The following is a 24550-nucleotide window of genomic DNA, read 5'->3' as shown; positions in this document are numbered from 1 at the left end:
GGATAAGCCGAGTTGGTCGGCCCCGGCCGCAAAGTGGGTACCTACCGATCATGACTGAGCAGCAGAAGAACGAACACGAGCGCCCCGACGGGCTCGACGATGCGACGGTGGAGGCCGTCGGCGCCGTCTCGGAGGCGTTGGAGTGGGTCGAACGCGCCCGCGGCGAGCTGTACTCGTTTCATCAGCTGATGGGCCGTGCCGATCTGTTGCTCGGCGAGGCCTGCGACAAGCTGCGCGAAGCCGGCCACGGCTCGGTGGCCGACCGGCTCGCCCGCGAACTCGTGGGTCGCAACGTGCTCTACGGCCGCTGGACGTTTCAGATCGTCGAGGAATTCGACGACACCTACTGGTCGGTGTTTCGCGACCACGAGCGCCGAGTGCGCGACGAGCTCCAGCAGGGCCGCCGTCACGTGTTCGAGTCGGAGATGAAGGACCGGCGCCGCACCGAGGGCCACCCCGGACACGAGCGCCGGCCCTGACCCGAGTGATTTCGGCGTGGTCGGTCGCGGCCAGCGCGACCAGCCACGCCGAATCGCGGGTTATGCCGTGTCGGTCAGCGGGCGGTCGACCCAGCTCATCAGCTCGCGCAGCTTCTTGCCGGTGACCTCGATCGGGTGTTCGGCGTTCTGCTGACGCAGCCGCTCGAGTTCCTTGTTGCCGCCCTCGACGTTGGCGACGAGCTTCTTGACGAAGGTGCCGTCCTGGATCTCGGCGAGGATCTGCTTCATCCGGTTCTTGGTGTCGGCGTCGATCACCCGCGGCCCCGACAGGTAGCCGCCGAACTCCGCGGTGTCGGACACCGAGTAGTTCATCCGCGCGATGCCGCCCTCGTACATCAGGTCGACGATCAGCTTGAGCTCGTGCAGCACCTCGAAGTAGGCCAACTCCGGTGCGTAGCCGGCCTCCACCATCACGTCGAAGCCGGTCTTGACCAGTTCCTCTGTGCCGCCGCACAACACGGCCTGCTCCCCGAACAGGTCGGTTTCGGTCTCGTCCTTGAAGGTCGTCTTGATCACGCCGGCGCGGGCGCCGCCGATGGCCTTCGCGTACGACAGGGCCAGCGCCTGGCCCTCACCCTTGGGGTCCTGGTCGACCGCGATCAGGCAGGGCACGCCCTTGCCGTCGACGAACTGGCGCCGCACCAGATGGCCCGGCCCCTTCGGCGCCACCATGCCGATGGTGACGTTGGCGGGCGGCTTGATCAGGTCGAAGTGGATGTTGAGGCCGTGGCCGAAGAACAGCGCGTTGCCGTCGGTGAGGTTGGGCTCGATGTCGTTCTTGAAGATCTCGGCCTGCGCGGTGTCGGGCGCCAACAGCATGATGAGGTCGGCCCACTTGGCGACCTCGGCGGGCGTGTCGACCTCGAGGCCCTGCTCGGCGACCTTGACCCGCGACTTCGAGCCCTCCTTGAGGCCGACCTTCACCTGGACGCCCGAATCGCGAAGGCTCAGCGAGTGCGCATGGCCCTGACTGCCGTACCCGATGACGCCGACCTTGCGGCCCTGAATGATCGTCAGGTCCGCGTCGTCGTCGTAGAACATCTCAACTGCCACTGTGCTTTTTCCTTACTGTTCAAACTGTTTGACTGATATTTCGGGCTACTTGACGGTGCCGATACTTCGCGGCCCGCGGGACAGCGACACCACGCCGGACTGCACGAGTTCGCGGATCCCGAACGGCTCGAGCACCCGTAGCAGAGCTTCCAGCTTGTCGGGAGTGCCGGTCGCCTCGATGGTCAGCGACTCGGTGGAGACGTCGATAACCTTGGCGCGGAACAGGTTCACCGCCTCGATGACCTGACCGCGGGTGGTCGCGTCGGTGCGCACCTTGATCAGGGCCAACTCGCGGGCCACCGAGTTGTCCTCCTCCTGCTCGACGATCTTGATCACGTTCACCAGCTTGTTGAGCTGCTTGGTGATCTGTTCGAGCGGAGATTCCTCGACGTTGACCACGATGGTCATCCGCGACATGTTCTTCTGTTCGGTCGCCCCGACCGCCAGCGACTCGATGTTGTAACCGCGCCGGGAGAACAGTGACGCGACCCGCGCCAGCACACCCGGCTTGTCCTCGACGAGCACCGACAGCGTATGCGTCGGCGTCGATCCATTGGTCGCCATCAGGCATGCCCCTCTTCTGGATCGTCGAACAGCGGGCGGATGCCGCGCGCCGCCATGATCTCGTCGTTGCCGGTGCCCGCGGCCACCATCGGCCACACCTGGGCGTCGGCGCCGACGACGAAGTCGATCACCACCGGCCGGTCGTTGATCTCCCTGGCCTGCCGGATGACGTCCTCGACGTCTTCGGCACGCTCGCAACGCAATCCGACGCAACCCAGCGCTTCGGCCAGCTTGACGAAATCCGGGATTCGCCGCGAGTGGGTGGCCAGATCGGTTTGGCTGTACCGCTCTTCGTAGAAGAGGGTCTGCCACTGGCGCACCATGCCGAGATTGCCGTTGTTGATCACCGCGACCTTGATCGGTGCGCCCTCGACCGCACAGGTGGCCAACTCCTGGTTGGTCATCTGGAAGCAGCCGTCGCCGTCGATGGCCCAGACCTCGGCATCGGGGCGGGCGAACTTGGCGCCCATCGCGGCGGGCACCGCGAAGCCCATGGTGCCCAGACCGCCGGAGTTCAGCCAGGTCTTGGGTTTTTCGTAGGAGATGAACTGCGCCGCCCACATCTGGTGCTGGCCCACCCCGGCGACGTAGATCGCGTCGGGCCCGGCCATCTTGCCCAGCGTCTCGATGACGTACTCGGGGCTCAGGCTGCCGTCGCTCTGCGGGCCGTAGCTCAACGGATAGGTGCTCTGCACGCCGCGCAGGTAATCCCACCAGTTGTCGATGGTGATCGACTCGGCGATGCCGTCGCGGCGCAGCGCCGCGAGCAGGTCGGTGATCACGGCCTTGACGTCGCCCACGATCGGCACGTCGGCGTGGCGGTTCTTGCCGATCTCGGCCGGGTCGATGTCGGCATGGATGACCTTGGCCTCGGGCGCAAACGAGTCCAGTTTGCCGGTCACCCGGTCGTCGAACCGGGTGCCCAACGCGATCAGCAGATCGCTGCGCTGCAGTGCGGCCACCGCGGCGACGGTGCCGTGCATGCCGGGCATGCCCATGTTCTGCGGATGGCTGTCGGGGAAGGCTCCGCGGGCCATCAGCGTGGTGACCACCGGGATGCCGGTGGCCTCGGCCAGTTCGCGCAGTTCGGCGGTGGCCTCACCACGGATCACGCCGCCGCCGACGTAGAGCACCGGCTTGCGGGCTGCGGCGATCAGCTTGGCCGCCTCGCGGATCTGGCGGTTGTGCGGTTTGGTGTTCGGCTTGTAGCCGGGCAGGTCCATCTGCGGCGGCCAACTGAACGTGCACGGCCCCTGCAGTACGTCCTTGGGGATGTCGACCAGCACCGGGCCCGGGCGACCGGACGACGCGATGTGAAACGCCTCGGCCATGACGCGGGCGATGTCGTCGCCCCTGCGCACCAGGAAGTTGTGTTTGGTGATCGGCATCGTGATGCCGGAGATGTCGGCTTCCTGGAACGCGTCGGTGCCGATCAGGCCGCGGCCCACCTGACCGGTGATCGCGACCACCGGGATCGAGTCCATGTGCGCGTCGGCCAGCGGGGTGACCAGGTTCGTCGCGCCGGGACCGGAGGTGGCCATGCACACCCCGACCTTTCCGGTGGCGTGCGCGTATCCGCTGGCGGCGTGGCCGGCGCCCTGTTCGTGACGGACCAGCACGTGCCGCAGCTTCTGCGAGTCGAACAACGGATCGTAGACAGGCAACACCGCGCCGCCCGGGATGCCGAAAACCACGTCGACGTCGAGTTCTTCCAACGACCGGATCACCGCCTGCGCGCCGGTGAGTTCCTCCGGCGCGACGCGCTTCGGTGTGGGTTGCGCGGCGGGCGCGGAGGATTCCCCGTTCGGCACGGTCGCCGGCCGTCCAGGTGATCGCGTGGTGGGTGCGCTCACGATGTCTCTCTATCTCTCAATCCGGGTCCGGATTTCGCTTCTAGGGTCTCAAATCGGTGGTCGGGCAAGAAAAAACCCCCGTCAGCTGGGCTGCTGGACGAGGGTCGCGCGTTGATGCTGGTGGCTATGCCCGGCAGAGGGCAAGCGCGGCATCAACGCGCTTCCCAATTACTACGAGCAATCCCGGGGCCTGCATAGCCATCGACGGTAGCCTCTGCACTGGTCACAGGTCAAATTGCCGGTGCCGACCGGCCCGATGCGAAGATGGCCCGGTGAGCGCGGACACCGACCAGGCCCCTGTCGTCATCAGAATCTCCCCGATGGCCCACTTCGCGGTCGGGTTCATCGCGCTCGGTCTGCTGTCGCTGGTGCTGGCCGGTCCGCCGTGGGCGGCGATGCTGCTCGCGATCCCGGTGGTGCTCTCGCTGCTCGTCGTCCGGTACCGCACGGTGGTCGACCGCGACACCGTGACGGCGCGCTCGCTGCTCGGCAGCGAGACCGTGCGATGGGACGACGTCGCCGGTCTGCGGTTCGAGAAATCGTGGGCGTCGGCCCAACTCAAGGACGGCAGACGGCTGCGGTTGCCCGCGGTGACGTTCGCGACGCTGCCGCTGCTCACCGAGGCCAGCGGCGGGCGGGTGCCCGACCCCTACGACCGGGGTTAGGCGGTCACCCCAGCGGGTTGCCGCCGTTGAGCAGCACCCACACCGCGACGCCGGCCCCCACGCCCAGCACCAGCGCGATGAACGAGCCGACGAACGGGCGCCGGGCCCACCCACGTCCGGCGTCGAACCCGTACCGGCCGGGGCCGGTGAGGATCAGGGCGGCCACCGCGCACACCAGAAAGACCTTGTATTCGTGCCCGTCGGTGAGAAACGCCGACAGCCGGGCCTCTTCGTGGGCGGTCATCGCCTCGGCCAGCAGTCCGGTCACCAGATACGCCAACGCGCCTGCGGCCGCGACCGGGGTGAACAGGCCGAGCACCAGCAGCACACCCGCGGCGATCTGACCGCCGGTGGCGACGTAGGTCACGATGCCGGCGTAGTCAAAGCCCATCGACTCCAGCGACTTCTGCCACCCGTCCAGGCCGGGGCCGCCCCACAGACCGAACGCCTTTTGCAGTCCGTGCGCGATCAGGATCGCGCCCACCGCCACCCGCAGCACCAGTAGGCCCAGGTCCTGGGTGCCGCGCCGGCCCGCGCGGTCCGGGGCGGCGTCCGGGCCGATCTCGGTCGGTTCCGCCGCATACGGCGACACCCCGGCCATCGCGTGCCTGCCGCCCGGTTGCACATACGGCAGCGGTTCGGGTTCGTTGAGCAGCCCGAATCCCGGATTGACCGGGGCCGACGCCGCCGAGTCGTAGTGCGGGATCGCGGTGGTCTCGAAGTCGCCCGCGTAGTTCGCCGAGGGCAGGTCGTCTTCGGGATCGACCAGGCTTGCCGACACCGGCCGCCCAGCCGCGTCGTCGGGCCGCTGCCAGGCGCGTGGGTCATGGGGTTGACTGGTCACGCCTGCCAGGGTAAGTGCTAGTCATCGGTGAACGCCGGATTGGCGCGGCGCTTTCGGCACCTATTCGCGGTGCTCGCGCGCGGGGTGGGCGTGGCGCGGACCGCAGGATGATCCGTAACCTGGCTCGCATGGGTGTGCGCAGGTCGATGCGTGGGGTGTTCGTCGTGGTCTGCGCGGCGTTGCTGGTCGGCTCGGGTTGCGCCCAGTTCGACGATCTGCAGTCTCAGCCGTTCACCACCGAACCCGAGCTGCGGCCGGGGCCGGAGTCGACACCGCCGCCTCCGCCGCCGCTGCCGCCCAAGCCCTTCCCCAAGGAGTGCCCGGCACCGGGCGTCATGCAGGGGTGTCTGGAGAGCACCAGCGGGCTGATCATGCTGCCCGACAGCCAGTCGGCGCTAGTGGCCGAACGCACCACGGGCACCGTCAAGGAGGTGTCGGTCCGGGCAGAACCCAAGGTCAAGACCGTGATCCCGGTGGACGCGGCCGGCGACGGCGGGCTGATGGACATCGTGTTGTCGCCGACCTATGCGCAGGACCGGCTGATGTACGCCTACATCAGCACGCCGACCGACAACCAGGTCGTGCGCGTCGCCGACGGCGATGTCCCCAAACCGATCCTCACCGGAATCCCGAAGAGCGCCACGGGCAACACCGGCGCATTGGTGTTCAGCAGCCCGACCACCCTGCTGGTGTTCACCGGCGACGCGGGCGACCCGGCACAGGCGGCCGACCCGAGTTCGCTGGCGGGCAAAGTGCTGCGCATCGAGCAGCCGACGACGGTCGACCAGGCCCCGACCACCACCGCGTTGTCGGGGATGGGCTCGGCCGGCGGCATGTGTCGCGACCCGGCCGACGATTCCCTCTATGTCACCGACCGCACGCCCACCGGGGACCGGCTTCAGCGCATCGCCAAGGACTCCTCGGTGTCGACGGTGTGGACCTGGCCCGACCGTCCCGGCGTGGCGGGCTGCGCGGCGCTCGACGGCACCGTGCTGGTGAACCTCGTCAACACCAAGCAGACCGTGGCGGTCCGGATGGACACCGCCACCGGCGCGGTCACCGGCGATCCCGAGGTGGTGCGCCAGGACACCCACGGCCACGCCTGGGCGTTGGCGGTGTCTCCGGACACCAACATCTGGGGCGCCACGGTCAACAAGACGATGGGTGACGCCGAGAAGCTCGACGATGTCGTGTTCCCGCTCTTCCCGCAGGGCGGCGGTTTCCCGCGCAGCGACGCGGACAAGACCTGATCGTCGCGCTACCCGTCCACCAGGCGCAGGCCAACGACGCCGAGCACGATGATCGACAGGCACAACGCCCGCGCGGGCGTCACGGCCTCGCCGAACAGCACCATGCCGGCGACCGCCACATCGACGACGCCGATCCCCACCCAGGCCGCGTAGCCGTTGCCCGCGGGCAGCTTCCGCATTCGCCGGGCCGGGCAGACCCTTGGGCTGCATGATCGTGCTCGCGGCCATCACCGATCGCGCCCAGACCGTCCACGAACATCTCGCCGAGTGGCGCATGGCACTCGAGCACGACTTTCGCGAGCGCATCCGGCGCGGTATCGCCGACGGTGACGTGCCCGCCGGGACCGACGCGACGGCCCTCGCCGCGTTCTACAACACCGTCAATCACGGCATGGCGATCCAGGCGCGCGACGGCGCCGACGGGGCCAAACTGTCGGCCATCGCCGAATCGGCGATCGCGGCATGGGAGGCCCTGACCGTCCTCGCCCCGGGGTGACTACGCGGGGGCGACCAGTCGCTCGCGCACCTCGGCAGGGGTGACGGTGCGCTCCCGGGCCGGCGGGCCGGCGGTCAAATGGGCGGCGAGCACCTCCGCGGTCGCGGGCGCGATGCGACGCGCGACGGCCAGCATCGGGCGAAAGTTGCCCGCCGACAAGGCCTTCACCCATGCCCGCGCGATCGGGGTCAGCGCGGCGTCCACGGCGGCCGGTTGGTCGAAGTTACCCATCCGGCGCATCCACATCGGCAGGGTGGCGATCGCGGCGGGCGCCAACACCCGACTGCCCGCCCACAGTCGCAGCCCACGATCGCGCGGCGTGTGCAGCAGGTAGTCCATCGCCCGGTCCGCATGCTCGGACGTGCACAACGTGGGCCGGACGTCGGCGAAGTACTGCCTCACCTCGTCCCGGGACGACGGCACGTCGCCGGGTCGGCAGGTTTGCAGTTCCGCGGCGATACGCGACTCGGCCCAGTACCGCGCCTCTTCCGCTGCCGTCAGCGGGCCGGGTCCGTACCGCTCATAGCACTTGAGCACCGAGTGCCAGCCGGTGATGTGGATCCACCGCTGAGAGTCCGGATTGTTCGCGCTGTAGCGCGAGCCGGTGATGGGTTCGATGCCCTTGACTTTGGCGTGCACCCGCATCAACGCGTCGGCCACGCCGACGGCGGTGCGCCCGTCGGCCACCGCGACGGTCAGGAAGTACGCCAGCGTGCGGTCAAGTCGCCCGTGCGGATCGGTGTAGATGCCCGCGCTGTCGGCCACCGCGGCCGCCAGGAACGGGTCGAAGTGCTCGAGCACCACCGCACGCTGGAACCCGATCAGCGCCGTCGGGGCGGCCCACACCGCCCAACTGGGCGAGCCGGGGCCGAAAAAGCCGTAGTCGTCGCGCCGTATCGACATCTGCTGCGCCATGGGTACCTCCGGATTCGCGGCAATAGAACGCCACCGTAGCAATTGCCGGACGCCAATACAACAGGGGCGTAATATTGGCGGGATGACCGGTCCACGCCCCGCCCGGCGCAAGTACGCGCCGCGCCTGCCGCCCGAACAGCGTCGCGAGCAGTTGCTGGACGCCGCGATGACGGTGTTGGCCGAAAACCAGCTGCACGAGCTGAGCATGGAGGCGGTCGCGGATGCTGCTGGGGTCGGAAAACCGGTGTTGTACACGGTGTTTCGGACGCGTGCGGAGCTGGTAGCGACGTTGCTGAGTCGCGAACATCAACGTGGGGTGGCCCAGGTGCGCGCGGCCATGCCCGACGATTTGACGGTGCTCGGGCCCACCGGTGCCTACGCGGCCACCATCTCGGCGTTTCTGGAGGGGGTGCTGGCCAATCCGACCCGCTGGCGGCTGATCCTCACGCTGCCTGACAGCGCTCCCCGCGAATATCGCCACGATCTGCGTCGGGCCCGGTCGGCGATCCTGGAGCAGGCCGAACAACTCGCCAAGGCCGGTATCGCGCTGGACCCCCGGCTGGCCGACCTGGACCCGGTGCTGCTCGGCCACACCATGCTCTCGTTCGCCGAGATGCTGGGCCGGTTGGCCGCCTCCGATCCCGACACCTACCCGCGTGATCGCCTCGAGCAGTTCGCGCGCACCGCACTGGGCATCGGCACTGGCTAGACGACTGCCCTAGCTACAGGCTTCCAGGACCAACTCCCGCACCCGGGCGGCGTCGGCCTGCCCCTTGGTGGCTTTCATCACCGCGCCGACGATCGCCCCCGCGGCCTGCACCTTGCCGCCGCGGATCTTCTCGACGATGTCGGGGTTGGCGGCCAGCGCCTCGTCGACCGCGGCCTGCAGTGCCGAGTCGTCGCGCACCACCTCCAGGCCGCGCTCCTTCATGACCTGCTCGGGTTCGCCCTCGCCGGCGAGCACCCCCTCGACGACCTGTCGGGCCAGCTTGTGAGACAACTGCCCGCCCTCGACGAGCTTGATGACGGCGGCGACCTGGGCCGGACTGATCGGCAACGCGTCGAGTTCTACCCCATTTTCATTGGCCTTCTGCACCAGGAAGTTGCCCCACCAAGACCGCGCCGCTTCGCTGGATGCGCCTTCGGCGACCGTGGCCGCGACCAGTTCGACCGCGCCCGCGTTGACCAGGTCGCGCATCACCTCGTCGGAGATCCCCCAGTCCTGCTGGATGCGTTTGCGCAGCACCCACGGCAGCTCGGGAATCGTCTTGCGAAGCCGCTCAACCCATTCGGCATCGGGTGCCACCGGTTCGAGGTCCGGTTCGACGAAGTAACGGTAGTCCTCGGCGGTTTCCTTGCTGCGACCCGGTGAGGTGTAGCCGTCTTCGTGGAAGTGCCGGGTCTCCTGTAACACATGGCCGCCCGCGTCGAGAACTGCTGCCTGGCGGCGCATCTCGTACCGGACCGCCACCTCGACGCTCTTCAGAGAGTTGACGTTCTTGGTCTCGGTCCGGGTGCCGAACTCCCTCTGGCCGATCGGCTTGAGCGAGACGTTGCTGTCACAGCGCATCGACCCCTGGTCCATGCGCACATCGGATACGCCCAGACCGCGCAACAGATCTCGCAGCGCGGTGACGTAGGCACGGGCGATCTCGGGCGCCCGCGCTCCGGTGCCCTCGATCGGTTTGGTGACGATCTCGATCAGCGGCACACCCGAGCGGTTGTAGTCGATCAGCGAGGTCGTCGCGCCCTCGATGCGGCCGGTCTCACTGCCGAGGTGGGTGAGCTTGCCGGTGTCTTCCTCCATGTGAGCCCGCTCGATCTCGACGCGCCAGGTGGTGCCGTCGTCGAGCGGAACCTCGAGGTGACCGTTGATCGCGATCGGCTCGTCGTACTGCGAGATCTGGTAGTTCTTCGGCATGTCCGGATAGAAATAGTTCTTTCTGGCGAATCGGCACCAGGGCACGATCTCGCAATTGAGTGCCAGGCCGATACGGATGGCCGACTCCACCGCGGCCTCGTTGATCACCGGCAGCGCGCCGGGAAGTCCGAGGCACACCGGGCACACCTGGGTGTTGGGCTCGGCGCCGAAGCTGTTGGCACACCCGCAGAACATCTTGGTGGCCGTGGACAGTTCGACGTGCACCTCCAGTCCGAGCACCGGCTCGTAGCGGGCGATGACGTCGTCGTAGTCGATCAGGTCAGAGGCGGAGGCGACGGTCATGGCACCGAGTCTAGTTGGGGGTCCTCAGCCCAACTTCGGGTGAACACCGGGGATGAGCCCGGCCTGGGCAGAAACCCGTTGCAGGTAGGTCAACATTCCTTCGCGCTCGGTGCTGGTGAGGCCCGCGGTGATGTCGTCCTCCTGCGCGCTGACCTCCGCGTCCAGCGCCGGCATCAGTTCACGAGCACGCTCGGTGAGCGTCACGGCGAACGCCCGCCGATCGGCCGGATGCGGCATCCGCTTGACGAGCCCTTGCCGCTCCAGCTTGTCGACCATGGTCACCATCACGTTGCGGTGAATGCCCAGCCGTTCGGACAACCGCCGCTGCGACTGCCCGTCCTCCTCGGTCAACGCCTGGAGCACCGCGTAAGCGCGTGGCTGAACTCCGTAGGGCGCAAGCCGACGCAGAAAATCCTCGGCGACGTGCGCGCCCAGCTGAGACAGCAGAAACGGGATCCGACGATGCAACTCGGCGATGCCGGTCAAGTGGCTCACCCCGCCAACTCTAGCACTGCAAGTGATAATCACTTATTGTGACAATCATCTGCACGTGACTATCCGAGGAGCGGACATGACCACCGCATACGTCACGGTGACGCTCGTTGCCATCGCAGCCAATGCCTTCTCGGGACTGGCAGCACTCGCCCACTTTCAGCCGATCCTCGCCGGCATGGCTAAAGCGGGGGTTCCGGCGTCATGGCTGAGTTTTCCGATCGGAACGCTGAAAACCGTTGGCGCGGCCGGACTTGCCGCCGGATTGCTGATTCACCCGCTCGGTGTCGCCGCGGCGGTTGGCCTCGTCCTGTTTTTCGTGTGCGCGGTCTACACCCATGTCCTCGCCGGCGACTACGGCCCGCAGTTCGTTTCGGCCATCGCGTTTCTGGTGCTCAACATCGCGGTGCTCACACTCGCGATGCCGACGATGTGATCAGCCGAAGAACTCGGCGGCGTCGTCGTAGCGGCTCTGCGGCACCAGCTTGAGTTGGCGGGTGGCGTCGGCCAGCGACACCCGGCCGATGTCCTGCCCGCGCAGCGAGACCATCATCCCGTACTCGCCGGCGTGGGCGGCGTCGGCGGCGTTGACCCCGAAACGGGTGGCCAGTACGCGGTCGAACGGGGTCGGCGTGCCGCCGCGCTGCACGTGCCCGAGAACCGTGACCCGCACTTCCTTGTTGGTGCGCTTCTCCACCTCGAGCCCGAGTTGCGCAGCGACGCCGGTGAAGCGCTCGTGGCCGAACTCGTCGAGCCCGCCCTCACGCAACTGCATCGAGCCCTCGGCGGGTTTGGCGCCCTCGGCCACCACACAGATGAAGTGCGAATCACCCCGGACGAACCGTCCTTTGATCAGCCGACACACCTCTTCGACGTCGAACGGCTGCTCGGGGATCAAGGTCATGTGCGCCCCGGAGGCAAGGCCCGCGTTCAGCGCGATCCAGCCGGCGTGGCGGCCCATCACCTCCACCAACATCACCCGCTGATGCGATTCGGCGGTGCTGTGCAGGCGATCGATGGCGTCGCTGGCCACGGTCAGCGCGGTGTCGTGGCCGAACGTCACATCGGTGCAGTCGATGTCGTTGTCGATGGTCTTGGGCACCCCGACGACGGGCACATTCTCCTCGGACAGCCAGTGCGCGGCGGTCAGCGTGCCCTCGCCGCCGATGGGGATCAACACGTCGATGCCGTTGTCGTCGAGGGTCTGCTTGATCTGGTCGAGTCCGGCGCGCAGTTTCTCCGGATGCACCCGAGCAGTGCCCAGCACCGTGCCGCCCTTGGCCAGCAGTCGGTCGTTGCGGTCGTCGTTGGCCAACTGGATGCGACGGTTCTCCAGCAGCCCCCGCCAGCCGTCCTGAAACCCGACCACCGACGAGCCGTACCGCATGTCACAGGTGCGGACCACCGCCCGGATCACCGCGTTCAGCCCCGGACAGTCGCCCCCACCGGTCAACACTCCGATACGCATGACGTCCATCTTGCCCGCTGCCCCCTGCCGACGCGAGCAGTCCAGCGGCTACACCGCCGACGGCAGCGGTCCGCGCGCCGCCTCGTAGGCCGCGCCGACCCGGTAGAGCCGGTCGTCGGCCAGCGCCGGCGCCATGATCTGCAGCCCCACCGGCAGGTTGTTCTCGGGGGACAGACCCGAGGGCACCGACATCCCGCAGTGGCCCGCCAGGTTCAGCGGCAGTGTGCACAGGTCGAACAGGTACATGGTCAGCGGATCATCGACCTTCTCCCCCAACGGAAATGCCGTGGTCGGAGTCGCCGGCGAGATCAACACGTCGACCTTCTCATATGCCGCGTCGAGGTCGCGGGCGATCAACGTACGCACCTTCTGCGCCTGGTTGTAATAGGCGTCGTAATACCCTGACGACAGTGCATATGTGCCAATCATGATGCGGCGCTTGACTTCCGGGCCGAACCCGGCGGCGCGAGTCAGGGCCATCACTTCTTCTGCGCTGCGCGTGCCGTCGTCGCCGACGCGCAGCCCGTAGCGCATCGCGTCGAACTTGGCCAGGTTGCTGGACACCTCCGACGGCAGGATCACGTAGTAGGCGGACAACGCGTACTCGAAGTGCGGGCAGTCCACTTCACTGACCTCGGCGCCCAGCGCGGTCAACTGATCCACCGCGGCGCGGAACGACTCCAGCACACCGGGCTGATAGCCGTCCCCGCGCAGTTGCTTGACCACGCCGATCTTCACGCCCGCCAGATCGCCGGTCGCCCCGGCCCTGGCCGCGGCGACCAGATCGGGCACCTGGGCGCCCAGCGAGGTCGAATCCTTGGCGTCGTGCCCCGCGATGATTTGATGTAGCAGGGCGGTGTCGAGCACGGTGCGCGCACACGGCCCGCCCTGGTCCAGCGACGACGCGCACGCCACCAACCCGTAGCGCGACACCGTGCCGTAGGTCGGTTTGACCCCGACGGTGGCGGTCAGCGCCGCGGGCTGGCGAATCGAGCCGCCGGTGTCGGTGCCGATGGCCAGCGGCGCCTGGAAAGCCGCCAGCGCGGCGGCACTGCCCCCGCCCGAGCCTCCCGGCACGCGTTCGACGTCCCACGGGTTGCGGGTCGGCCCGTAGGCGGAGTTCTCCGTCGACGAGCCCATCGCGAACTCGTCCATGTTGGTCTTGCCCAGAATCGGGATGCCCGCCGCGCGCAACCGCACGGTGACCGTGGCGTCGTAGGGCGACATCCAGCCCTCGAGGATCTTCGACCCGCAGGTGGTGGGCATGTCGACGGTGGTGAACACGTCCTTGAGCGCCACCGGCACGCCGGCCAGCGGCGACGGCAGGTCCTCGCCCGCGGCCACCGCGGCGTCGACCGTCGCCGCGGCCGCCACCGCGCGGTGCTCCGCGACGTGCAAAAACGCGTGGTAGCGGTCGTCGGTCGCGGCGATCTGATCCAGAAAGGCGCGGGTGACCTCGGCCGACGACACCTCCCTGGCGGCAATCTTTTCGGCCAGCGTCGCCGCGTCGAAGCGGATGAGGTCGCTCATTGCGCCTCCCCCAGAATCCGCGGCACGGCGAACCGGCCGTCGACGGCCTTGGGCGCCTGCGCCAGCGCCTCCTCCTGGGACAGCGACCGCTGCACCCGGTCGGGACGGAACACGTTGACGTCGGTCAGCGGGTTGCCGGTCGGGTCGACACCGGTGACGTCGACGGCCTGGATCTGGCTCACATGGTTCAGGATCGCCTCCAACTGACCGGCGAAGCCGGTGAGCTCGTCCTCGGTCAGGGCGAGGCGGGCCAGCCGCGCCAGTTGGGCTACCTCGTCGCGGGAGATCTTTGACACGCCGTCAACCCTAGTCACCGCCACAGCGGCGCTCGCGCTGCTGTCCGACGGCCGCTGTGCGACAGTGTTGCGCGTGCGTTCCTATCTGCTGCGGGTCCAGTTGGAGGACCGACCGGGCAGCCTCGGCTCACTGGCGGTCGCGCTCGGCGAGGTGGGCGCCGACATCCTGTCGCTGGACGTGGTGGAACGCGCCGGTGGATACGCGATCGACGATCTGGTGGTCGAGCTTCCCGCCGGTGCGATGCCCGACATGCTCATCACCGCCGCCGAACAGCTCACCGGTGTGTACGTCGACTCCATCCGCCCGCACACCGGGCTGCTCGAGGCGCACCGCGAACTCGAGTTGATCGACCAGGTCGCCGCGGCGACCACCAAGAGCGCCAAACTGCAGGCGCTCGTCGACGGGGCGCCGCGGGTGCTGCGGGTCGGATGGTGCAGCGTGCTGCGGTTGACCGAGTCGGGTCCCCAACGCGTGGCCGGCAGCGCGGGCGCCCCCGAAACCCAGACCGCCGAAACGCCGTGGCTGCCGATCGAGTACGCCCAGGCGTTGGACGCCGAGGCCGACTGGGTGCCCCAACTGTGGCGCGATATGGACACCACGCTGGCCGCGGCACCCCTCGGCAACCCCCGCACCGCGCTGGTCCTGGCCCGCCCAGGCGGCCCGCAATTCCGGCCCTCCGAGGTGGCCCGGCTGGGCTATCTGTCCGGCATCGTCGCCACACTTCTGCGCTGAATTTCCCCGCCTCGCGGCTGTTACGGTTGGCGTACGACCACATCGCCCCGGCACGCTGTACGGAAGGCCCCGCGTGGACATCCTGTTGATCCTGCTCGCCATCGTCTTGCTCGCGGCGGCGATCGTCGTCCTGGTGGTCGCGTTGCGCCGACCGAAACGTCCCGAACCTCCTGCGCAGCGCCACGATCCGCTCAAGTTCGCCGCCACCATGCCGCAGTTCGGTCCGCGCCAACTCGGACCGGGCGCGATCGTGGCCCACGGCGGCATCGACTACGTCGTGCGCGGATCGGTCACGTTGCGGCAGGGGCCGTTCGTCTGGTGGGAACACCTCCTCGAGGGCGGATCCGAACCGCTGTGGCTGAGCGTCGAGGAGGATGAGGGGCGCCTCGAACTGGTGATGTGGCAGCGGCGCAGCGATCCCGCGTTGCGGCCCGAAGGCGCCGTGGCGGTGGACGGGGTGAACTACCGCGAGACCGAACGCGGCCGCGCCTCTTACACCACCGAAGGCACCACGGGTCTGCCCGCCGGCGGCGAGATGGAGTTCGTCGACTACACCGCCGAGAACGAGACGAGCCTGCTCGGCTTCGAACGATGGGCGCCCGACATGCCCTGGGAGGTGTCGGTGGGAAAGCCGGTGCTGCCCGGCGAACTCACTGTGTATCCCGCGCCGCCACCGACCACTTAGGACGCATCGTTGCCTCTGCACCAACTGGCCGTCAACGCGGTCGATGTGTCCGGGGCCGGGCTGCGCCTGGCGCTCAACGCTGAGGCCTCGACTCCCCTGGTGAGCGCCCGACTGTCCCATCCCGACGGCGGTGAGTTGGTGCTCGGCGTGCTCGGCGCCTCCCACGTCGTCACCGTCACCGGCTCCAATGAGCTTTTTTCCGAAGAGGTTTCGTGCACCGCACGGGCCGCCTCCAAGCTGCCCGAGCGTGCCGTGGCACCCGGGTACCGGCTGCACTCGCGCACCGCGGCGCTCACCCCGTCGCGCTTCGGCAGTTTCGCGGCACGGTTGCGCACCCGCTGCGAGCGCGAGCCCGGTTGGTTGGGCGCGGCGTTTCCCGGCGACGACTTTGCGCTGACCGTGTTGGCCGCCGAGGTGGTCGGCGCCGGGTGGCGTTGGCAGACGTGGCACCTGTACCCCGAATCGTCGGGCGGCGGAACGGTGGTCTACACGAACAGCCGGTGGCGACTGTGAGCCGGGTGAGCCTGTTCTGGCTGGCCGGCGGTCTGGCCGTCGCGGGCCTGATCTGCCTGTTCAGCGGAATCTCCATGATCAACAAGGACATTCGCACCCACGTGGCCGAGAACTACGCCGCGTACTCGCACGGCGCGGAAGCCAGCAGCTACGAGTGCACCGGATCGCCCGCCGAGGTCGCCGACCGGCTGGCCGCCTACAGCAGACCCGAAGCCCGCGCGACCGATCGCGGTGTCGAATACCTGCGCTACGACGACGACATCGTGATCGTCGGACCCGACGGCGACCGCCCGTGCACCATCCGCGCCGAAGACGTCCGCGGCAGCAGATACAGCGGGGGCGGATTCATCTTCCTGGGGCCGGGTTTTTATCCCGGAGCCCCGTCGGGCGGTGCGGGCGGCAGCCCCGGCGGTCCGGGCGGCAGCAAGTAACGGCTCACCGAGACCAACCCAGCCAATCCACGAAGGAGATCCGATGTACGCAACGGCCGTCGAGTTCGGCACCATCAGCACCGAAAGCCTGGCGCAGAACGTGCTCGCCGCGCTGCTGTACTTCGTCGTCGGCGCCGCCGTGCTGGTGGCCGGCTTCGTGCTTGCCGACCTGCTCACCCCGGGAAGCCTGCGCCGGTTGGTCTTCGTCGAGCGGCGACCCAACGCCGTGGCGGTGGCCTGCGGTATGTACGCGGCGCTGGCGATCGTGGTGGTGACCGCGATCGTCGGCAGTTCCAACGAACTGGGCCAGGGCCTGGTCGACGCGGCGGTCTACGGCCTGGTCGGGGTGGCGCTGCAGGGCCTCGCGCTGGTGGTGCTGGAAGCGTTGGTGCCGGGTCGCTTTCGGGATCTGATTAACGAGGATCGACTGCATCCCGCGGCGATCGCCACCGCGGTGACGCTGCTGGCGGTGGGAGGGGTGAACGCCGCGGCGCTGTCATGACGGCGACCGAGCAGACACCTCCGCGCCTGACCGGATCCGCCGGCCGCTGGCGCGCGCTGCTGCTCGCGGCCGTGGCGGCCTGCGCGGCCTGCGGCATCGTCTACGAACTGGCGTTGCTGACCCTGTCGGCCAGCCTGCACGGCGGCGGCATCGTCGAGATGTCGCTGATCGTGGCCGGCTATGTCGCTGCCCTGGGCGCCGGGGCCCTGCTGGTCAAACCGCTGTTGCACCGCGCCGCAGTGACATTCATCGCCGTCGAGACGCTGCTCGCGGTCATCGGCGGGCTGTCGGCCGCGGCGCTTTATGTCGCCTTCGCTTTCGTCGGCGGTTCCCTGTGGGTACTCGGTGTGGGCACGGTGCTGATCGGTTGCCTGGTCGGCGCCGAGGTGCCGCTGCTGATGACGCTGCTCCAGCGGGGCCGCACCACCGGCGCGGCCGACACCGGACGGGTGCTGGCCAACCTCAACGCCGCCGACTATCTGGGCGCGCTGATCGGGGGTCTGCTCTGGCCGTTCATCCTGTTGCCGCAACTGGGCATGATCCGCGGCGCCGCCGCCACCGGCGTCATCAACGTGGTGGCCGCCACGGTGGTGGCGGTGTTCCTGCTGCGGGGCCTGGTCAGCGCCCGCGAGTTCGCGATGTCGGTCGCCGTGCTGGCTGCGGCGCTCGCGCTGTTGGTCACCCTGCTGGCGCGCGCCGACGGCATCCAGACCTCCACCCGCCAACGGTTGTACGCCGACCCGATCGTCGCATTCGAGCGTTCGCCCTATCAGGAGATCGTGGTGACCCGCCGCGGTGCGGATATGCGGCTGTATCTCGATGGCGGACTTCAGTTCTCGACTCGCGACGAATACCGGTACACGGAGAGCCTGGTGTATCCCGCGCTGGCCGACGGGGCGTCGTCAGCGCTGGTGCTCGGCGGTGGCGACGGGCTCGCGGCCCGAGAACTGCTGCGGCAACCCGGCGTCGACACCATCGTGCAGGTCGAACTGGACCCGGCGGTGGTCGAGGTCGCGCGCACCACGCTGCGCGACGCGAACGCCGGCGCACTTGACGATCCGCGCGTCGACGTGGTGATCGCCGACGCGATGAGGTGGCTGCGTGACCCGCCGCCCGGCGCCGTGCCGCCCACCGGCTTCGACGCGGTCATCGTCGATCTGCCCGACCCGGACACCCCCGTTCTGGGCCGCCTGTACTCGGTGGAGTTCTACGCGCTTGTCCGTCGGGTGCTCGCCGCCGACGGCTTGATGACCGTGCAGGCCGGTAGCGCGTTCTCCACGCCGACGGCGTTCTGGCGCACGATCTCGACGGTGCGTGCCGCGGGGTACTCGGTCACCCCGTATCACGTGCACGTTCCGACGTTCGGGGACTGGGGTTTCGCGCTGGCCCGCCGCGGCCCGACCGCGCCGACGCCCACGGTTCCGGCCGACGCACCCGCTCTGCGGTTTCTCGACCAACGCGTGCTCGACGCGGCCACGGTGTTCGCCGGCGACATGGGCCCGCAGTCATTGGCGCCCTCGACGCTGGAGCACCCCCGCATCGTCGAGGACACGCGGCGCGGCTACCGCTGATCAGCCGCCAGCGGGCACCGGATAGCGATCGTTGACATCGGCGTTGCTGTCCTTGCGGGCGCAATGGGCGCAACAGAATATCGCCTCGGGTGTCTCGATGCCGTGCCCCAGGATCCGGCACCCGCAGTGCGCGCACTCCGGCGCCACTACGGCCGCCGCGCATTCGATGCTGTCGAAAGTCGCGCTGCGCCCATCGGGCCACGTCACGGTGAACGCCTTGTCGTAGTCGTTGCCACAGGTATCGCAGATCGCCATCAGTTCTCCTTGTCCGTTCGTTCCAGGGTGCCCCGCCGGTGCCGGCGACAAACGCCGGCAGGCACGGCCCGCACGCACGGTTTTCCGACGAAATCGCGTTCCGAGCGCGATACTGACGCGCATGACAATTGGGACACCGGCGGCGGGCTGGCACCCCGATCCCCGGTTCGAACCCCCGCCCGCACGGATGGCCGTGTCCGGGGTGTTTCTGCGCACGTTTCTCTACGGGCTTGTCATCGCCGCCGTCACCGGGGCCGCCAGTGGGACGGCGGGGATTCCGGTTCTCGGCACCGTCCTCGGACCGTTCGTCGGGCTGGCGCTGGGACTTCCGGTGGCGCTGTTGACGGCGACAGTGATTGCGATCTCGGCCCGTTCGAGCGTCACGCCCAGGTCCTACCGACGCTGTATCGACGTGACCATGGCGGTGCTGGTGCTCGCCACGGCCGCGGTGGCGGCGGTCTGGATCAACCAACGCGCCCTCGTCGGACCGTGGCCCGCCCTGACGATGCTGGCTGTCGTCGTGGTCTGTCTTCTGGTGGTGCGACCGCTGCTTCGGCGCCTGGTGCCGCCAGCGCCCTAGACGCCGTCCGGACCGTCCTCCAGCAGTCGGCGAAAGCCGTCCTCGTCAAGGATGGGCACCCCGAGTTCGACGGCTTTGTCGTACTTGGAACCCGGCGAATCCCCCGCCACCACATAGGCCGTCTTCTTCGACACCGACGACGACGCCTTACCGCCGCGCGCGACGATGGCCTCCTTCGCGTCGTCGCGGGAGAAGCCGGCCAGCGAACCGGTGACCACGATCGAGAGGCCCTCGAGGTGGCGTTCGACGCTGTCGTCGCGCTCGTCGGCCATCTGCACCCCCGCCGCGCGCCACTTGTCGACGATCGCGCGGTGCCAGTCGACGGTGAACCATTCGGTGATCGCGGCCGCGATCGTCGGGCCCACCCCCTCGACCGCGGCCAACCGCTCTTCGGAGGCAGCCATGATCGCCTCCATGCTGCCGAACTCGGTGGCCAGCGCACGCGCGGCGGTGGGGCCGACATGGCGGATCGACAATGCGACCAGCACCCGCCACAGCGGACGCGACTTTGCCTCGTGCAGGTTCACCAGCAGTCGCTTGCCGTTGGCCGACAGGTTGCCGTCCTTGGTGCGAAACAGCTCGGTGCGCAACAGGTCTTCACTGGTGAGCGTGAACAGGTCACCCTCGTCGGTGATCACTTCGCTCTTCAACAGCGCGACGGCCGCTTCGTATCCGAGACCCTCGATGTCGAGGGCCCCGCGGCCGGCGAGGTGAAAGACCCGCTCCCGCAACTGCGCAGGGCACGACCTGGTGTTGGGGCAGCGGATGTCGGCGTCGCCCTCCTTGGCGGGGGCCAGTGTGGTGCCACACTCCGGACACGTTGTGGGCATGACGAATTCGCGTTCGGAGCCGTCGCGCAGGTCGACCACCGGCCCCAGCACCTCGGGAATCACGTCGCCGGCCTTGCGGATCATCACGGTGTCGCCGATCAGCACACCCTTGCGTTTGACCTCCGAGGCGTTGTGCAGGGTGGCTTGACTGACCGTGGAACCGGCGACCTTGACCGGCTCCATCCAGGCGAACGGTGTCACCCGGCCGGTGCGCCCGACGTTGACCCTGATGTCGAGCAGCTTGGTCTGGGCCTCCTCGGGCGGATACTTGTAGGCGATCGCCCACCGGGGCGCCCGTGAGGTCGACCCGAGACGGCGCTGCAGCGCCACGTCGTCGACCTTCACCACCACCCCGTCGACTTCGTGCTCGACTTCGTGCCGGTGCTCTCCCCAGTACGCGATGCGCTCGGTGACCGCGGCCATGCCCCGCACCCGCGCGGTGTGCTCCGACACCGGCAGCCCCCACGCCTTGAGCGCGCGGTAGGCGTCGTGCAGGGTCTTGGGACGGAAGCCTTCGGTGTGGCCGATGCCGTGGCAGATCATCCGCAGCTTGCGCCTGGCGGTGACGGCCGGGTTCTTCTGGCGCAGCGACCCCGCGGCGCTGTTGCGGGGATTGGCGAACGGCGGCTTACCCTCGGCGACCAGGCCGGCGTTGAGCTCTTCGAAGTCGGCGACCCGGAAAAACACCTCCCCGCGAACCTCCAACACCTTCGGCACCGGGAATTCCTTGGTGCCGGTGAGCCTTTCGGGGATGTCGTCGATGGTGCGGGCGTTGAGCGTGACGTCCTCGCCGGTGCGCCCGTCGCCGCGGGTGGCGGCCCGCTCCAGCCGGCCGTCCCGGTAGACCAGCGAGAGCGCCACACCGTCGATCTTCAGCTCGCACAGGAAATGCGCGTCGTCACCGATCTCGCCGCTGATGCGCGCAGCCCACGCGGCCAGCTCCTCGGGCGTGAAGACGTTGTCCAGGCTGAGCATCCGCTCGAGGTGCTCGGCCGGGGTGAATACGGTCGCGAAACCGGCGCCGCCCACCAACTGCGTCGGCGAGTCCGGGGTCCGCAGCTCGGGGTGTTCGTCCTCGAGGGCCTGCAGTTCGCGCAGCAGCGCGTCGAAGTCGGCGTCGGAGATGACCGGGGCGTCACGCACGTAGTAGCGGAACTGATGCTCGCGCACCTCGTCGGCCAGCTCCTGCCAGCGCCGCCGCAGGTCGGCGTCGGGGGCTTCTTCGGACTGCTCGGCCAGCGTGGTCTCGGGGTTTGAGGTTGCCTTCGAACTCACCCTCGCAGGCTAATCCAGGGCGGCGACAGCCCGGCTGCGCCGCCCGCGCGACCAGGCGGGTTGGCTACCCTGACCCCATGCCGCACCCGATCATGTTCAGCGACGACGACCCCGGACTGGCGCAGGTCCGCACGATCGCGCTGGGCTTCCCCGAGGCCTTCGAGAAGGTCTCCTGGGGCAGACCGGTGTTCTGCGCGCCGAAGATGTTCGCGATGTACGGCGGTAACGCCAAGACCCAGACCAAGGGCCAGTACGTGCCGTACCCGCACTCGATCCTGATCAAGGTCGACGAGAGCGACCGCAGGGCCCTCGAGCAGGATCCCCGGTTCTTCTACCCGGCCTACCTGGGCCCGTCGGGCTGGCTGGGCCTGGACCTCACCGCCGCCGAAATCGACTGGAACGAGGTGCGCGAACTCGTCGACGCGTCCTACCGCATGGTCGCGCCGAAGAAGCTCGTCCGACAGCTCGACGAAGCGTGACCGTCGACGCGTCGGCCATGGTTCGATCGGAGCCATGAGCTTCGCCAGCCCCTTCCCCGAAGTCGACATCCCGTCCACCAGCGTCTACGAGTTCCTGTTCGGCGGCCTTGCCCACCCCGATGCCGAAGCCGACCTCGACCGGGTCGCGCTCGTCGACACGAAGTCGGGTCGCCAGACCACCTACCGCGAGATGGTTGCCCGCATCGACTCCTTCGCAGGCGCGCTGGCCGCCCGCGGCAAGGGTGTCGGGGACGTGGTGGGCCTGCTGGCACCCAACAGTTCGGCGTTCGCCGTCGCCTTCCACGGCATCCTGCGCTCGGGCGCCACGGCCACCACCATCAACGCACTGTTCACCGCCAACGACATCGCCAAGCAGCTGACCGACTCGAAGGCCACGATGCTGATCACCGTGACCCCGCTGCTGGCACAGGCCAAAAAGGCTGCGGCCGCAGTCGGTTTCGCCGACACGGACCTCGTCGTCCTCGATGGCGACGGCCAGGCGGCCACCGGTCACCCCAACGCCGCCGACCTGCTGGCCGCGGGCGCCCCGCCCCCGCGGGTGAGCTTCGCCCCGTCGTCGCATCTGGCGGTGCTGCCCTACAGTTCCGGCACGACGGGCAACCCCAAGGGGGTGATGCTCACCCATCGCAACCTGGTGGCCAACGTCGCGCAGATCCAGCCCCTGCACGGCATGGTCGCCGACGACGTGATCCTCGCGGTGCTGCCGTTCTTCCACATCTACGGGATGACGGTGCTGCTCAACGCCGCGCTGCACGCCCGCGCCCGGCTGGCCGTCATGCCGAGCTTCGACCTCGCCGAGTTCCTGGCCACCATCCAGGATCACAAGTGCACGATCGCGTTCATCGCCCCGCCCGTCGCCGTGGCGCTGGCCAAGCATCCGCTGGTCGACTCCTATGACCTGTCGTCGCTACAGGTGGTCATGTCCGGTGCGGCGCCGCTGGACGCCGACCTCGGCCACCGCGTCGCCGAGCGGTTGGGCTGCCGGGTGGTGCAGGGCTACGGGATGAGCGAGTTGAGCCCCGTCAGCCACATCACCCCCTTCGACGCGGGCGCCCACGAGATGGGCGCCACCGCACCGTTGAGTTCGGTGGGGTGGACGATCTCGAATGCGGCGTCCAAGATCGTCAATCCGGAGACCGGCGAGGTGATCCCCGTTCCCGCACAGGGTCTCAGCGAAACCGGCGAACTCTGGTTCAAGGGGCCCAACGTGATGGCCGGCTACCTCAACAACGAGAAGGCCACCCGCGAGACCATCGACGCCGACGGCTGGTTGCACACCGGCGATCTGGCTCAGGTCGATTCGAACGGCTGCGTGTACATCGTCGACCGGCTCAAGGAACTGATCAAGTACAAGGGCTATCAGGTGCCACCGGCCGAACTCGAAGCGGTGCTCTTGAGCAATCCGGCGATCGCCGACGCCGCGGTCGTCGGGGTGGTCGACGACGAGGGCGAGGAAATCCCAAAGGCGTTCGTGGTCAAGCAGACCGGAGCCGATCTGACCGAGGACGAGGTGATGGCGTTCGTCGCCGGTCAGGTGGCCCCGTACAAGAAGGTGCGCCAGGTCGAGTTCATCGAGGCGATCCCGAAGTCGGCGTCGGGCAAGATCCTGCGCAAGGACCTGCGCACCAGCTCAGCCCTGTCGTAACCGGTCCACGGCTTGGGCGGCGCGGGCCTGCCGGTACCCGAGCGCGGCGCCGGCGGCCGGTATCAGCAGCAGGCCTGCGATACCCCACAGCGGGTCGGACCAGTCGGCGTTCGAAACGACGCCGAACTGCTTGGTGATGGCCGGCGGGGAGGAGATCCGTTCCACCCACGACGGTGGCGGCGGCGGCACGGCGGGGGGCGCCGGCGGCGGTGCCGGCGGCGGCGCGGGCACCGGCGCTGGTGCCTGCCAGCGCGGCTCGGGCCGAGCCTCGGGCATCCTGGGCGAGCGTCCGTTGCCGAACGTCACGCGCGGCGGTTCGAAGGCGGTCTGCGCGCCGGTCTGACGGTCTGAACCGGAGGGTTCGCCCGGGCCGGAGTCACCGCTGGCGCCCGAGCCGCCACTGGTGATCGGGACGCTCGGCGCGAAGACCTCCTGGCTGTCCCGGCCGGACCCCACGCGCGCCGGCGGGGCTTGTGACACCTGCGGACCGCGGGCACTGTTGTTGTCCGGCACGACGCCGCGTTGGGCGCCGGGGCCCACGACTCGGCCGTTGTCACTGTTGTCGTTGTCGCGCCGATCGGCGCGGTTTGCGCTGTTGGTCCTCGGGCCGTTGCCCCTCGACTGGCCGCGATCCGGCCCACCGCGGGAGTCCGAACTTCCGCGGTCGTTTCGCGGGCCGCCGGGGTCGGCGGTCACCGTCGCGACGGCGGGGCCGCCCAGCAGCAGGAACGCCGAAACCACACCGACACCTGCGACCAGGCGAGGGTTCGTTCGGGTCACCATTGCGCTCCTGCGACGGGCAAGGATTAATGACGTGGTCGTAGATGCCATTCTTGCATGTGATTGCCACATCTGGCGGCAGAGTTCGCGGACGCCGCCA

Annotated in this window: 29 protein-coding genes; 15 read left to right on the top strand and 14 right to left on the bottom strand. The window is 68.7% G+C overall.

From position 1 onward, the window contains the following. The first annotated feature begins 50 nt into the window (after window positions 1–50). The gene (locus ABQE89_RS08425; RefSeq protein ID WP_448415845.1) at window positions 51–479 is read left to right on the top strand and encodes a hypothetical protein; all 429 of its coding nucleotides are present in this window, start codon (window positions 51–53) and stop codon (window positions 477–479) included. Window positions 480–539: 60 nt separating this feature from the next. Here the strand turns inward: ABQE89_RS08425 and ilvC are convergent, their stop codons facing one another. Genes ilvC through ABQE89_RS08410 form a run of 3 tightly spaced genes read right to left on the bottom strand, consistent with a single transcriptional unit; the run spans window position 540 to window position 3970 of the window. Continuing rightward, window positions 540–1541 carry a ketol-acid reductoisomerase gene (gene ilvC / locus ABQE89_RS08420; RefSeq protein ID WP_448415942.1) on the bottom strand — a complete coding sequence of 334 codons (1002 nt, stop codon included), beginning with the start codon at window positions 1539–1541 and terminating at the stop codon, window positions 540–542. A gap of 57 nt (window positions 1542–1598) precedes the next feature. Next, on the bottom strand, window positions 1599–2117 hold the full coding sequence (gene ilvN, locus ABQE89_RS08415; RefSeq protein ID WP_448415844.1) for an acetolactate synthase small subunit: 519 nt from the start codon (window positions 2115–2117) through the stop codon (window positions 1599–1601). Then, complete coding sequence (locus tag ABQE89_RS08410) at window positions 2117–3970, bottom strand: acetolactate synthase large subunit (RefSeq protein ID WP_448415843.1); 1854 nt, start codon at window positions 3968–3970, stop codon at window positions 2117–2119. The genes ilvN and ABQE89_RS08410 overlap by 1 nt, the downstream gene beginning before the upstream one ends. Window positions 3971–4290: 320 nt before the next feature. On the opposite strand from ABQE89_RS08410, the gene ABQE89_RS08405 reads away from it, so the two are divergent. After that, window positions 4291–4635 carry a PH domain-containing protein gene (locus tag ABQE89_RS08405; protein ID WP_448415941.1) on the top strand — a complete coding sequence of 115 codons (345 nt, stop codon included), beginning with the start codon at window positions 4291–4293 and terminating at the stop codon, window positions 4633–4635. A 4-nt stretch (window positions 4636–4639) separates the two neighbouring features. Here the strand turns inward: ABQE89_RS08405 and ABQE89_RS08400 are convergent, their stop codons facing one another. Continuing rightward, window positions 4640–5479 carry a DoxX family protein gene (locus ABQE89_RS08400; protein WP_448415842.1) on the bottom strand — a complete coding sequence of 280 codons (840 nt, stop codon included), beginning with the start codon at window positions 5477–5479 and terminating at the stop codon, window positions 4640–4642. A 128-nt stretch (window positions 5480–5607) separates the two neighbouring features. On the opposite strand from ABQE89_RS08400, the gene ABQE89_RS08395 reads away from it, so the two are divergent. Continuing rightward, window positions 5608–6729 carry a PQQ-dependent sugar dehydrogenase gene (locus tag ABQE89_RS08395; protein WP_448415841.1) on the top strand — a complete coding sequence of 374 codons (1122 nt, stop codon included), beginning with the start codon at window positions 5608–5610 and terminating at the stop codon, window positions 6727–6729. Window positions 6730–6737: 8 nt separating this feature from the next. Here ABQE89_RS08395 and ABQE89_RS08390 read toward each other — a convergent pair whose 3' ends face one another. Next, entirely contained in the window at window positions 6738–6908 is a 171-nt protein-coding gene (locus ABQE89_RS08390) for a DMT family transporter (protein WP_448415840.1), read from the bottom strand. A gap of 29 nt (window positions 6909–6937) precedes the next feature. Here ABQE89_RS08390 and ABQE89_RS08385 point away from each other — a divergent pair, with 29 nt between their 5' ends. Then, entirely contained in the window at window positions 6938–7225 is a 288-nt protein-coding gene (locus ABQE89_RS08385) for a TetR family transcriptional regulator C-terminal domain-containing protein (RefSeq protein ID WP_448415839.1), read from the top strand. On the opposite strand, the gene ABQE89_RS08380 is transcribed toward ABQE89_RS08385, so the two are convergent. Beyond that, a complete protein-coding gene (locus tag ABQE89_RS08380; RefSeq protein ID WP_448415940.1) occupies window positions 7226–8164 on the bottom strand; it encodes an oxygenase MpaB family protein in 939 nt (312 codons plus the stop codon). It lies immediately after the preceding gene. 58 nt (window positions 8165–8222) lie between these two features. Between ABQE89_RS08380 and ABQE89_RS08375 the strand changes: the two genes are divergently transcribed. After that, window positions 8223–8849 (top strand): TetR/AcrR family transcriptional regulator, encoded by a 627-nt coding sequence (locus ABQE89_RS08375; protein ID WP_448415838.1) that lies wholly within the window; start codon window positions 8223–8225, stop codon window positions 8847–8849. 9 nt (window positions 8850–8858) lie between these two features. Here the strand turns inward: ABQE89_RS08375 and gatB are convergent, their stop codons facing one another. Further along, entirely contained in the window at window positions 8859–10364 is a 1506-nt protein-coding gene (gene gatB / locus ABQE89_RS08370; protein WP_448415837.1) for an Asp-tRNA(Asn)/Glu-tRNA(Gln) amidotransferase subunit GatB, read from the bottom strand. Window positions 10365–10388: 24 nt separating this feature from the next. Beyond that, window positions 10389–10859: a MarR family winged helix-turn-helix transcriptional regulator gene (locus ABQE89_RS08365; RefSeq protein WP_448415836.1), complete on the bottom strand. Its 471-nt coding sequence runs from the start codon at window positions 10857–10859 to the stop codon at window positions 10389–10391. Window positions 10860–10935: 76 nt separating this feature from the next. Between ABQE89_RS08365 and ABQE89_RS08360 the strand changes: the two genes are divergently transcribed. Then, complete coding sequence (locus ABQE89_RS08360; protein WP_448415835.1) at window positions 10936–11292, top strand: DoxX family protein; 357 nt, start codon at window positions 10936–10938, stop codon at window positions 11290–11292. On the opposite strand, the gene ABQE89_RS08355 is transcribed toward ABQE89_RS08360, so the two are convergent. From ABQE89_RS08355 to gatC, 3 genes are read right to left on the bottom strand one after another with little or no spacing between them, the layout of a single operon-like run. Beyond that, window positions 11293–12324: an ATP-dependent 6-phosphofructokinase gene (locus ABQE89_RS08355; protein ID WP_448415834.1), complete on the bottom strand. Its 1032-nt coding sequence runs from the start codon at window positions 12322–12324 to the stop codon at window positions 11293–11295. It lies immediately after the preceding gene. 48 nt (window positions 12325–12372) lie between these two features. Continuing rightward, complete coding sequence (gene gatA, locus ABQE89_RS08350; RefSeq protein ID WP_448415833.1) at window positions 12373–13854, bottom strand: Asp-tRNA(Asn)/Glu-tRNA(Gln) amidotransferase subunit GatA; 1482 nt, start codon at window positions 13852–13854, stop codon at window positions 12373–12375. Next, a complete protein-coding gene (gene gatC, locus ABQE89_RS08345) occupies window positions 13851–14150 on the bottom strand; it encodes an Asp-tRNA(Asn)/Glu-tRNA(Gln) amidotransferase subunit GatC (RefSeq protein ID WP_448415832.1) in 300 nt (99 codons plus the stop codon). Before gatC ends, gatA begins: the two co-directional genes overlap by 4 nt. Before the next feature lie 64 nt (window positions 14151–14214). On the opposite strand from gatC, the gene ABQE89_RS08340 reads away from it, so the two are divergent. From ABQE89_RS08340 to ABQE89_RS08315, 6 genes are all read left to right on the top strand, one after another. Then, window positions 14215–14883, top strand: a complete 669-nt coding sequence (locus ABQE89_RS08340) for an ACT domain-containing protein (protein WP_448415831.1) — start codon at window positions 14215–14217, stop codon at window positions 14881–14883. A gap of 73 nt (window positions 14884–14956) precedes the next feature. Continuing rightward, the gene (locus tag ABQE89_RS08335; protein ID WP_448415830.1) at window positions 14957–15568 is read left to right on the top strand and encodes a DUF4178 domain-containing protein; all 612 of its coding nucleotides are present in this window, start codon (window positions 14957–14959) and stop codon (window positions 15566–15568) included. A gap of 9 nt (window positions 15569–15577) precedes the next feature. Further along, complete coding sequence (locus ABQE89_RS08330; RefSeq protein ID WP_448415829.1) at window positions 15578–16081, top strand: DUF2617 family protein; 504 nt, start codon at window positions 15578–15580, stop codon at window positions 16079–16081. Then, window positions 16078–16512 (top strand): DUF4247 domain-containing protein, encoded by a 435-nt coding sequence (locus ABQE89_RS08325; RefSeq protein ID WP_448415939.1) that lies wholly within the window; start codon window positions 16078–16080, stop codon window positions 16510–16512. The genes ABQE89_RS08330 and ABQE89_RS08325 overlap by 4 nt, the downstream gene beginning before the upstream one ends. Window positions 16513–16555: 43 nt before the next feature. After that, window positions 16556–17014: a DUF350 domain-containing protein gene (locus ABQE89_RS08320; RefSeq protein WP_448415828.1), complete on the top strand. Its 459-nt coding sequence runs from the start codon at window positions 16556–16558 to the stop codon at window positions 17012–17014. Continuing rightward, window positions 17011–18585: a polyamine aminopropyltransferase gene (locus tag ABQE89_RS08315; RefSeq protein WP_448415827.1), complete on the top strand. Its 1575-nt coding sequence runs from the start codon at window positions 17011–17013 to the stop codon at window positions 18583–18585. Before ABQE89_RS08320 ends, ABQE89_RS08315 begins: the two co-directional genes overlap by 4 nt. On the opposite strand, the gene ABQE89_RS08310 is transcribed toward ABQE89_RS08315, so the two are convergent. After that, window positions 18586–18840 carry a metallothionein gene (locus tag ABQE89_RS08310; RefSeq protein ID WP_448415826.1) on the bottom strand — a complete coding sequence of 85 codons (255 nt, stop codon included), beginning with the start codon at window positions 18838–18840 and terminating at the stop codon, window positions 18586–18588. 121 nt (window positions 18841–18961) lie between these two features. On the opposite strand from ABQE89_RS08310, the gene ABQE89_RS08305 reads away from it, so the two are divergent. Beyond that, window positions 18962–19420, top strand: a complete 459-nt coding sequence (locus ABQE89_RS08305) for a hypothetical protein (protein ID WP_448415825.1) — start codon at window positions 18962–18964, stop codon at window positions 19418–19420. Here ABQE89_RS08305 and ligA read toward each other — a convergent pair. Beyond that, a complete protein-coding gene (gene ligA, locus ABQE89_RS08300) occupies window positions 19417–21525 on the bottom strand; it encodes an NAD-dependent DNA ligase LigA (protein ID WP_448415824.1) in 2109 nt (702 codons plus the stop codon). The two genes, ABQE89_RS08305 and ligA, sit on opposite strands and share 4 nt — an antisense overlap. A gap of 77 nt (window positions 21526–21602) precedes the next feature. On the opposite strand from ligA, the gene ABQE89_RS08295 reads away from it, so the two are divergent. Continuing rightward, window positions 21603–22004 (top strand): MmcQ/YjbR family DNA-binding protein, encoded by a 402-nt coding sequence (locus ABQE89_RS08295; protein WP_448415823.1) that lies wholly within the window; start codon window positions 21603–21605, stop codon window positions 22002–22004. 34 nt (window positions 22005–22038) lie between these two features. Further along, window positions 22039–23670, top strand: coding sequence for a 4-coumarate--CoA ligase family protein (locus ABQE89_RS08290; RefSeq protein WP_448415822.1), 1632 nt, complete (start codon window positions 22039–22041; stop codon window positions 23668–23670). Here ABQE89_RS08290 and ABQE89_RS08285 read toward each other — a convergent pair. Beyond that, the gene (locus ABQE89_RS08285; RefSeq protein ID WP_448415821.1) at window positions 23656–24450 is read right to left on the bottom strand and encodes a hypothetical protein; all 795 of its coding nucleotides are present in this window, start codon (window positions 24448–24450) and stop codon (window positions 23656–23658) included. The two genes, ABQE89_RS08290 and ABQE89_RS08285, sit on opposite strands and share 15 nt — an antisense overlap. Window positions 24451–24550: the final 100 nt, after the last annotated feature.

It is taken from the genome of Mycolicibacterium sp. XJ1819 (assembly GCF_053483675.1).
The sequence above is the reverse complement of the archived record's forward strand: the minus strand, read 5'-3'. Positions and strand labels throughout refer to the sequence as shown.

What these genes read in the sequence shown, in the direction of transcription:
- ABQE89_RS08320 (WP_448415828.1), top strand. Translation starts at nt 16,556, where the DNA reads ATGTACGCAACGGCCGTCGAGTTCGGCACCATCAGCACCGAAAGCCTG.
- ABQE89_RS08360 (WP_448415835.1), top strand. Translation starts at nt 10,936, where the DNA reads ATGACCACCGCATACGTCACGGTGACGCTCGTTGCCATCGCAGCCAAT.
- ilvC (WP_448415942.1), bottom strand. Translation starts at nt 1,541, where the DNA reads ATGTTCTACGACGACGACGCGGACCTGACGATCATTCAGGGCCGCAAG.
- ABQE89_RS08295 (WP_448415823.1), top strand. Translation starts at nt 21,603, where the DNA reads ATGCCGCACCCGATCATGTTCAGCGACGACGACCCCGGACTGGCGCAG.
- ABQE89_RS08375 (WP_448415838.1), top strand. Translation starts at nt 8,223, where the DNA reads ATGACCGGTCCACGCCCCGCCCGGCGCAAGTACGCGCCGCGCCTGCCG.
- ABQE89_RS08310 (WP_448415826.1), bottom strand. Translation starts at nt 18,840, where the DNA reads ATGGCGATCTGCGATACCTGTGGCAACGACTACGACAAGGCGTTCACC.
- ilvN (WP_448415844.1), bottom strand. Translation starts at nt 2,117, where the DNA reads ATGGCGACCAATGGATCGACGCCGACGCATACGCTGTCGGTGCTCGTC.
- ABQE89_RS08315 (WP_448415827.1), top strand. Translation starts at nt 17,011, where the DNA reads ATGACGGCGACCGAGCAGACACCTCCGCGCCTGACCGGATCCGCCGGC.
- ABQE89_RS08390 (WP_448415840.1), bottom strand. Translation starts at nt 6,908, where the DNA reads ATGCGGAAGCTGCCCGCGGGCAACGGCTACGCGGCCTGGGTGGGGATC.
- gatA (WP_448415833.1), bottom strand. Translation starts at nt 13,854, where the DNA reads ATGAGCGACCTCATCCGCTTCGACGCGGCGACGCTGGCCGAAAAGATT.
- ABQE89_RS08385 (WP_448415839.1), top strand. Translation starts at nt 6,938, where the DNA reads ATGATCGTGCTCGCGGCCATCACCGATCGCGCCCAGACCGTCCACGAA.
- ABQE89_RS08425 (WP_448415845.1), top strand. Translation starts at nt 51, where the DNA reads ATGACTGAGCAGCAGAAGAACGAACACGAGCGCCCCGACGGGCTCGAC.
- ABQE89_RS08395 (WP_448415841.1), top strand. Translation starts at nt 5,608, where the DNA reads ATGGGTGTGCGCAGGTCGATGCGTGGGGTGTTCGTCGTGGTCTGCGCG.
- ABQE89_RS08305 (WP_448415825.1), top strand. Translation starts at nt 18,962, where the DNA reads ATGACAATTGGGACACCGGCGGCGGGCTGGCACCCCGATCCCCGGTTC.
- ABQE89_RS08405 (WP_448415941.1), top strand. Translation starts at nt 4,291, where the DNA reads ATGGCCCACTTCGCGGTCGGGTTCATCGCGCTCGGTCTGCTGTCGCTG.
- ABQE89_RS08355 (WP_448415834.1), bottom strand. Translation starts at nt 12,324, where the DNA reads ATGCGTATCGGAGTGTTGACCGGTGGGGGCGACTGTCCGGGGCTGAAC.
- gatB (WP_448415837.1), bottom strand. Translation starts at nt 10,364, where the DNA reads ATGACCGTCGCCTCCGCCTCTGACCTGATCGACTACGACGACGTCATC.
- ABQE89_RS08290 (WP_448415822.1), top strand. Translation starts at nt 22,039, where the DNA reads ATGAGCTTCGCCAGCCCCTTCCCCGAAGTCGACATCCCGTCCACCAGC.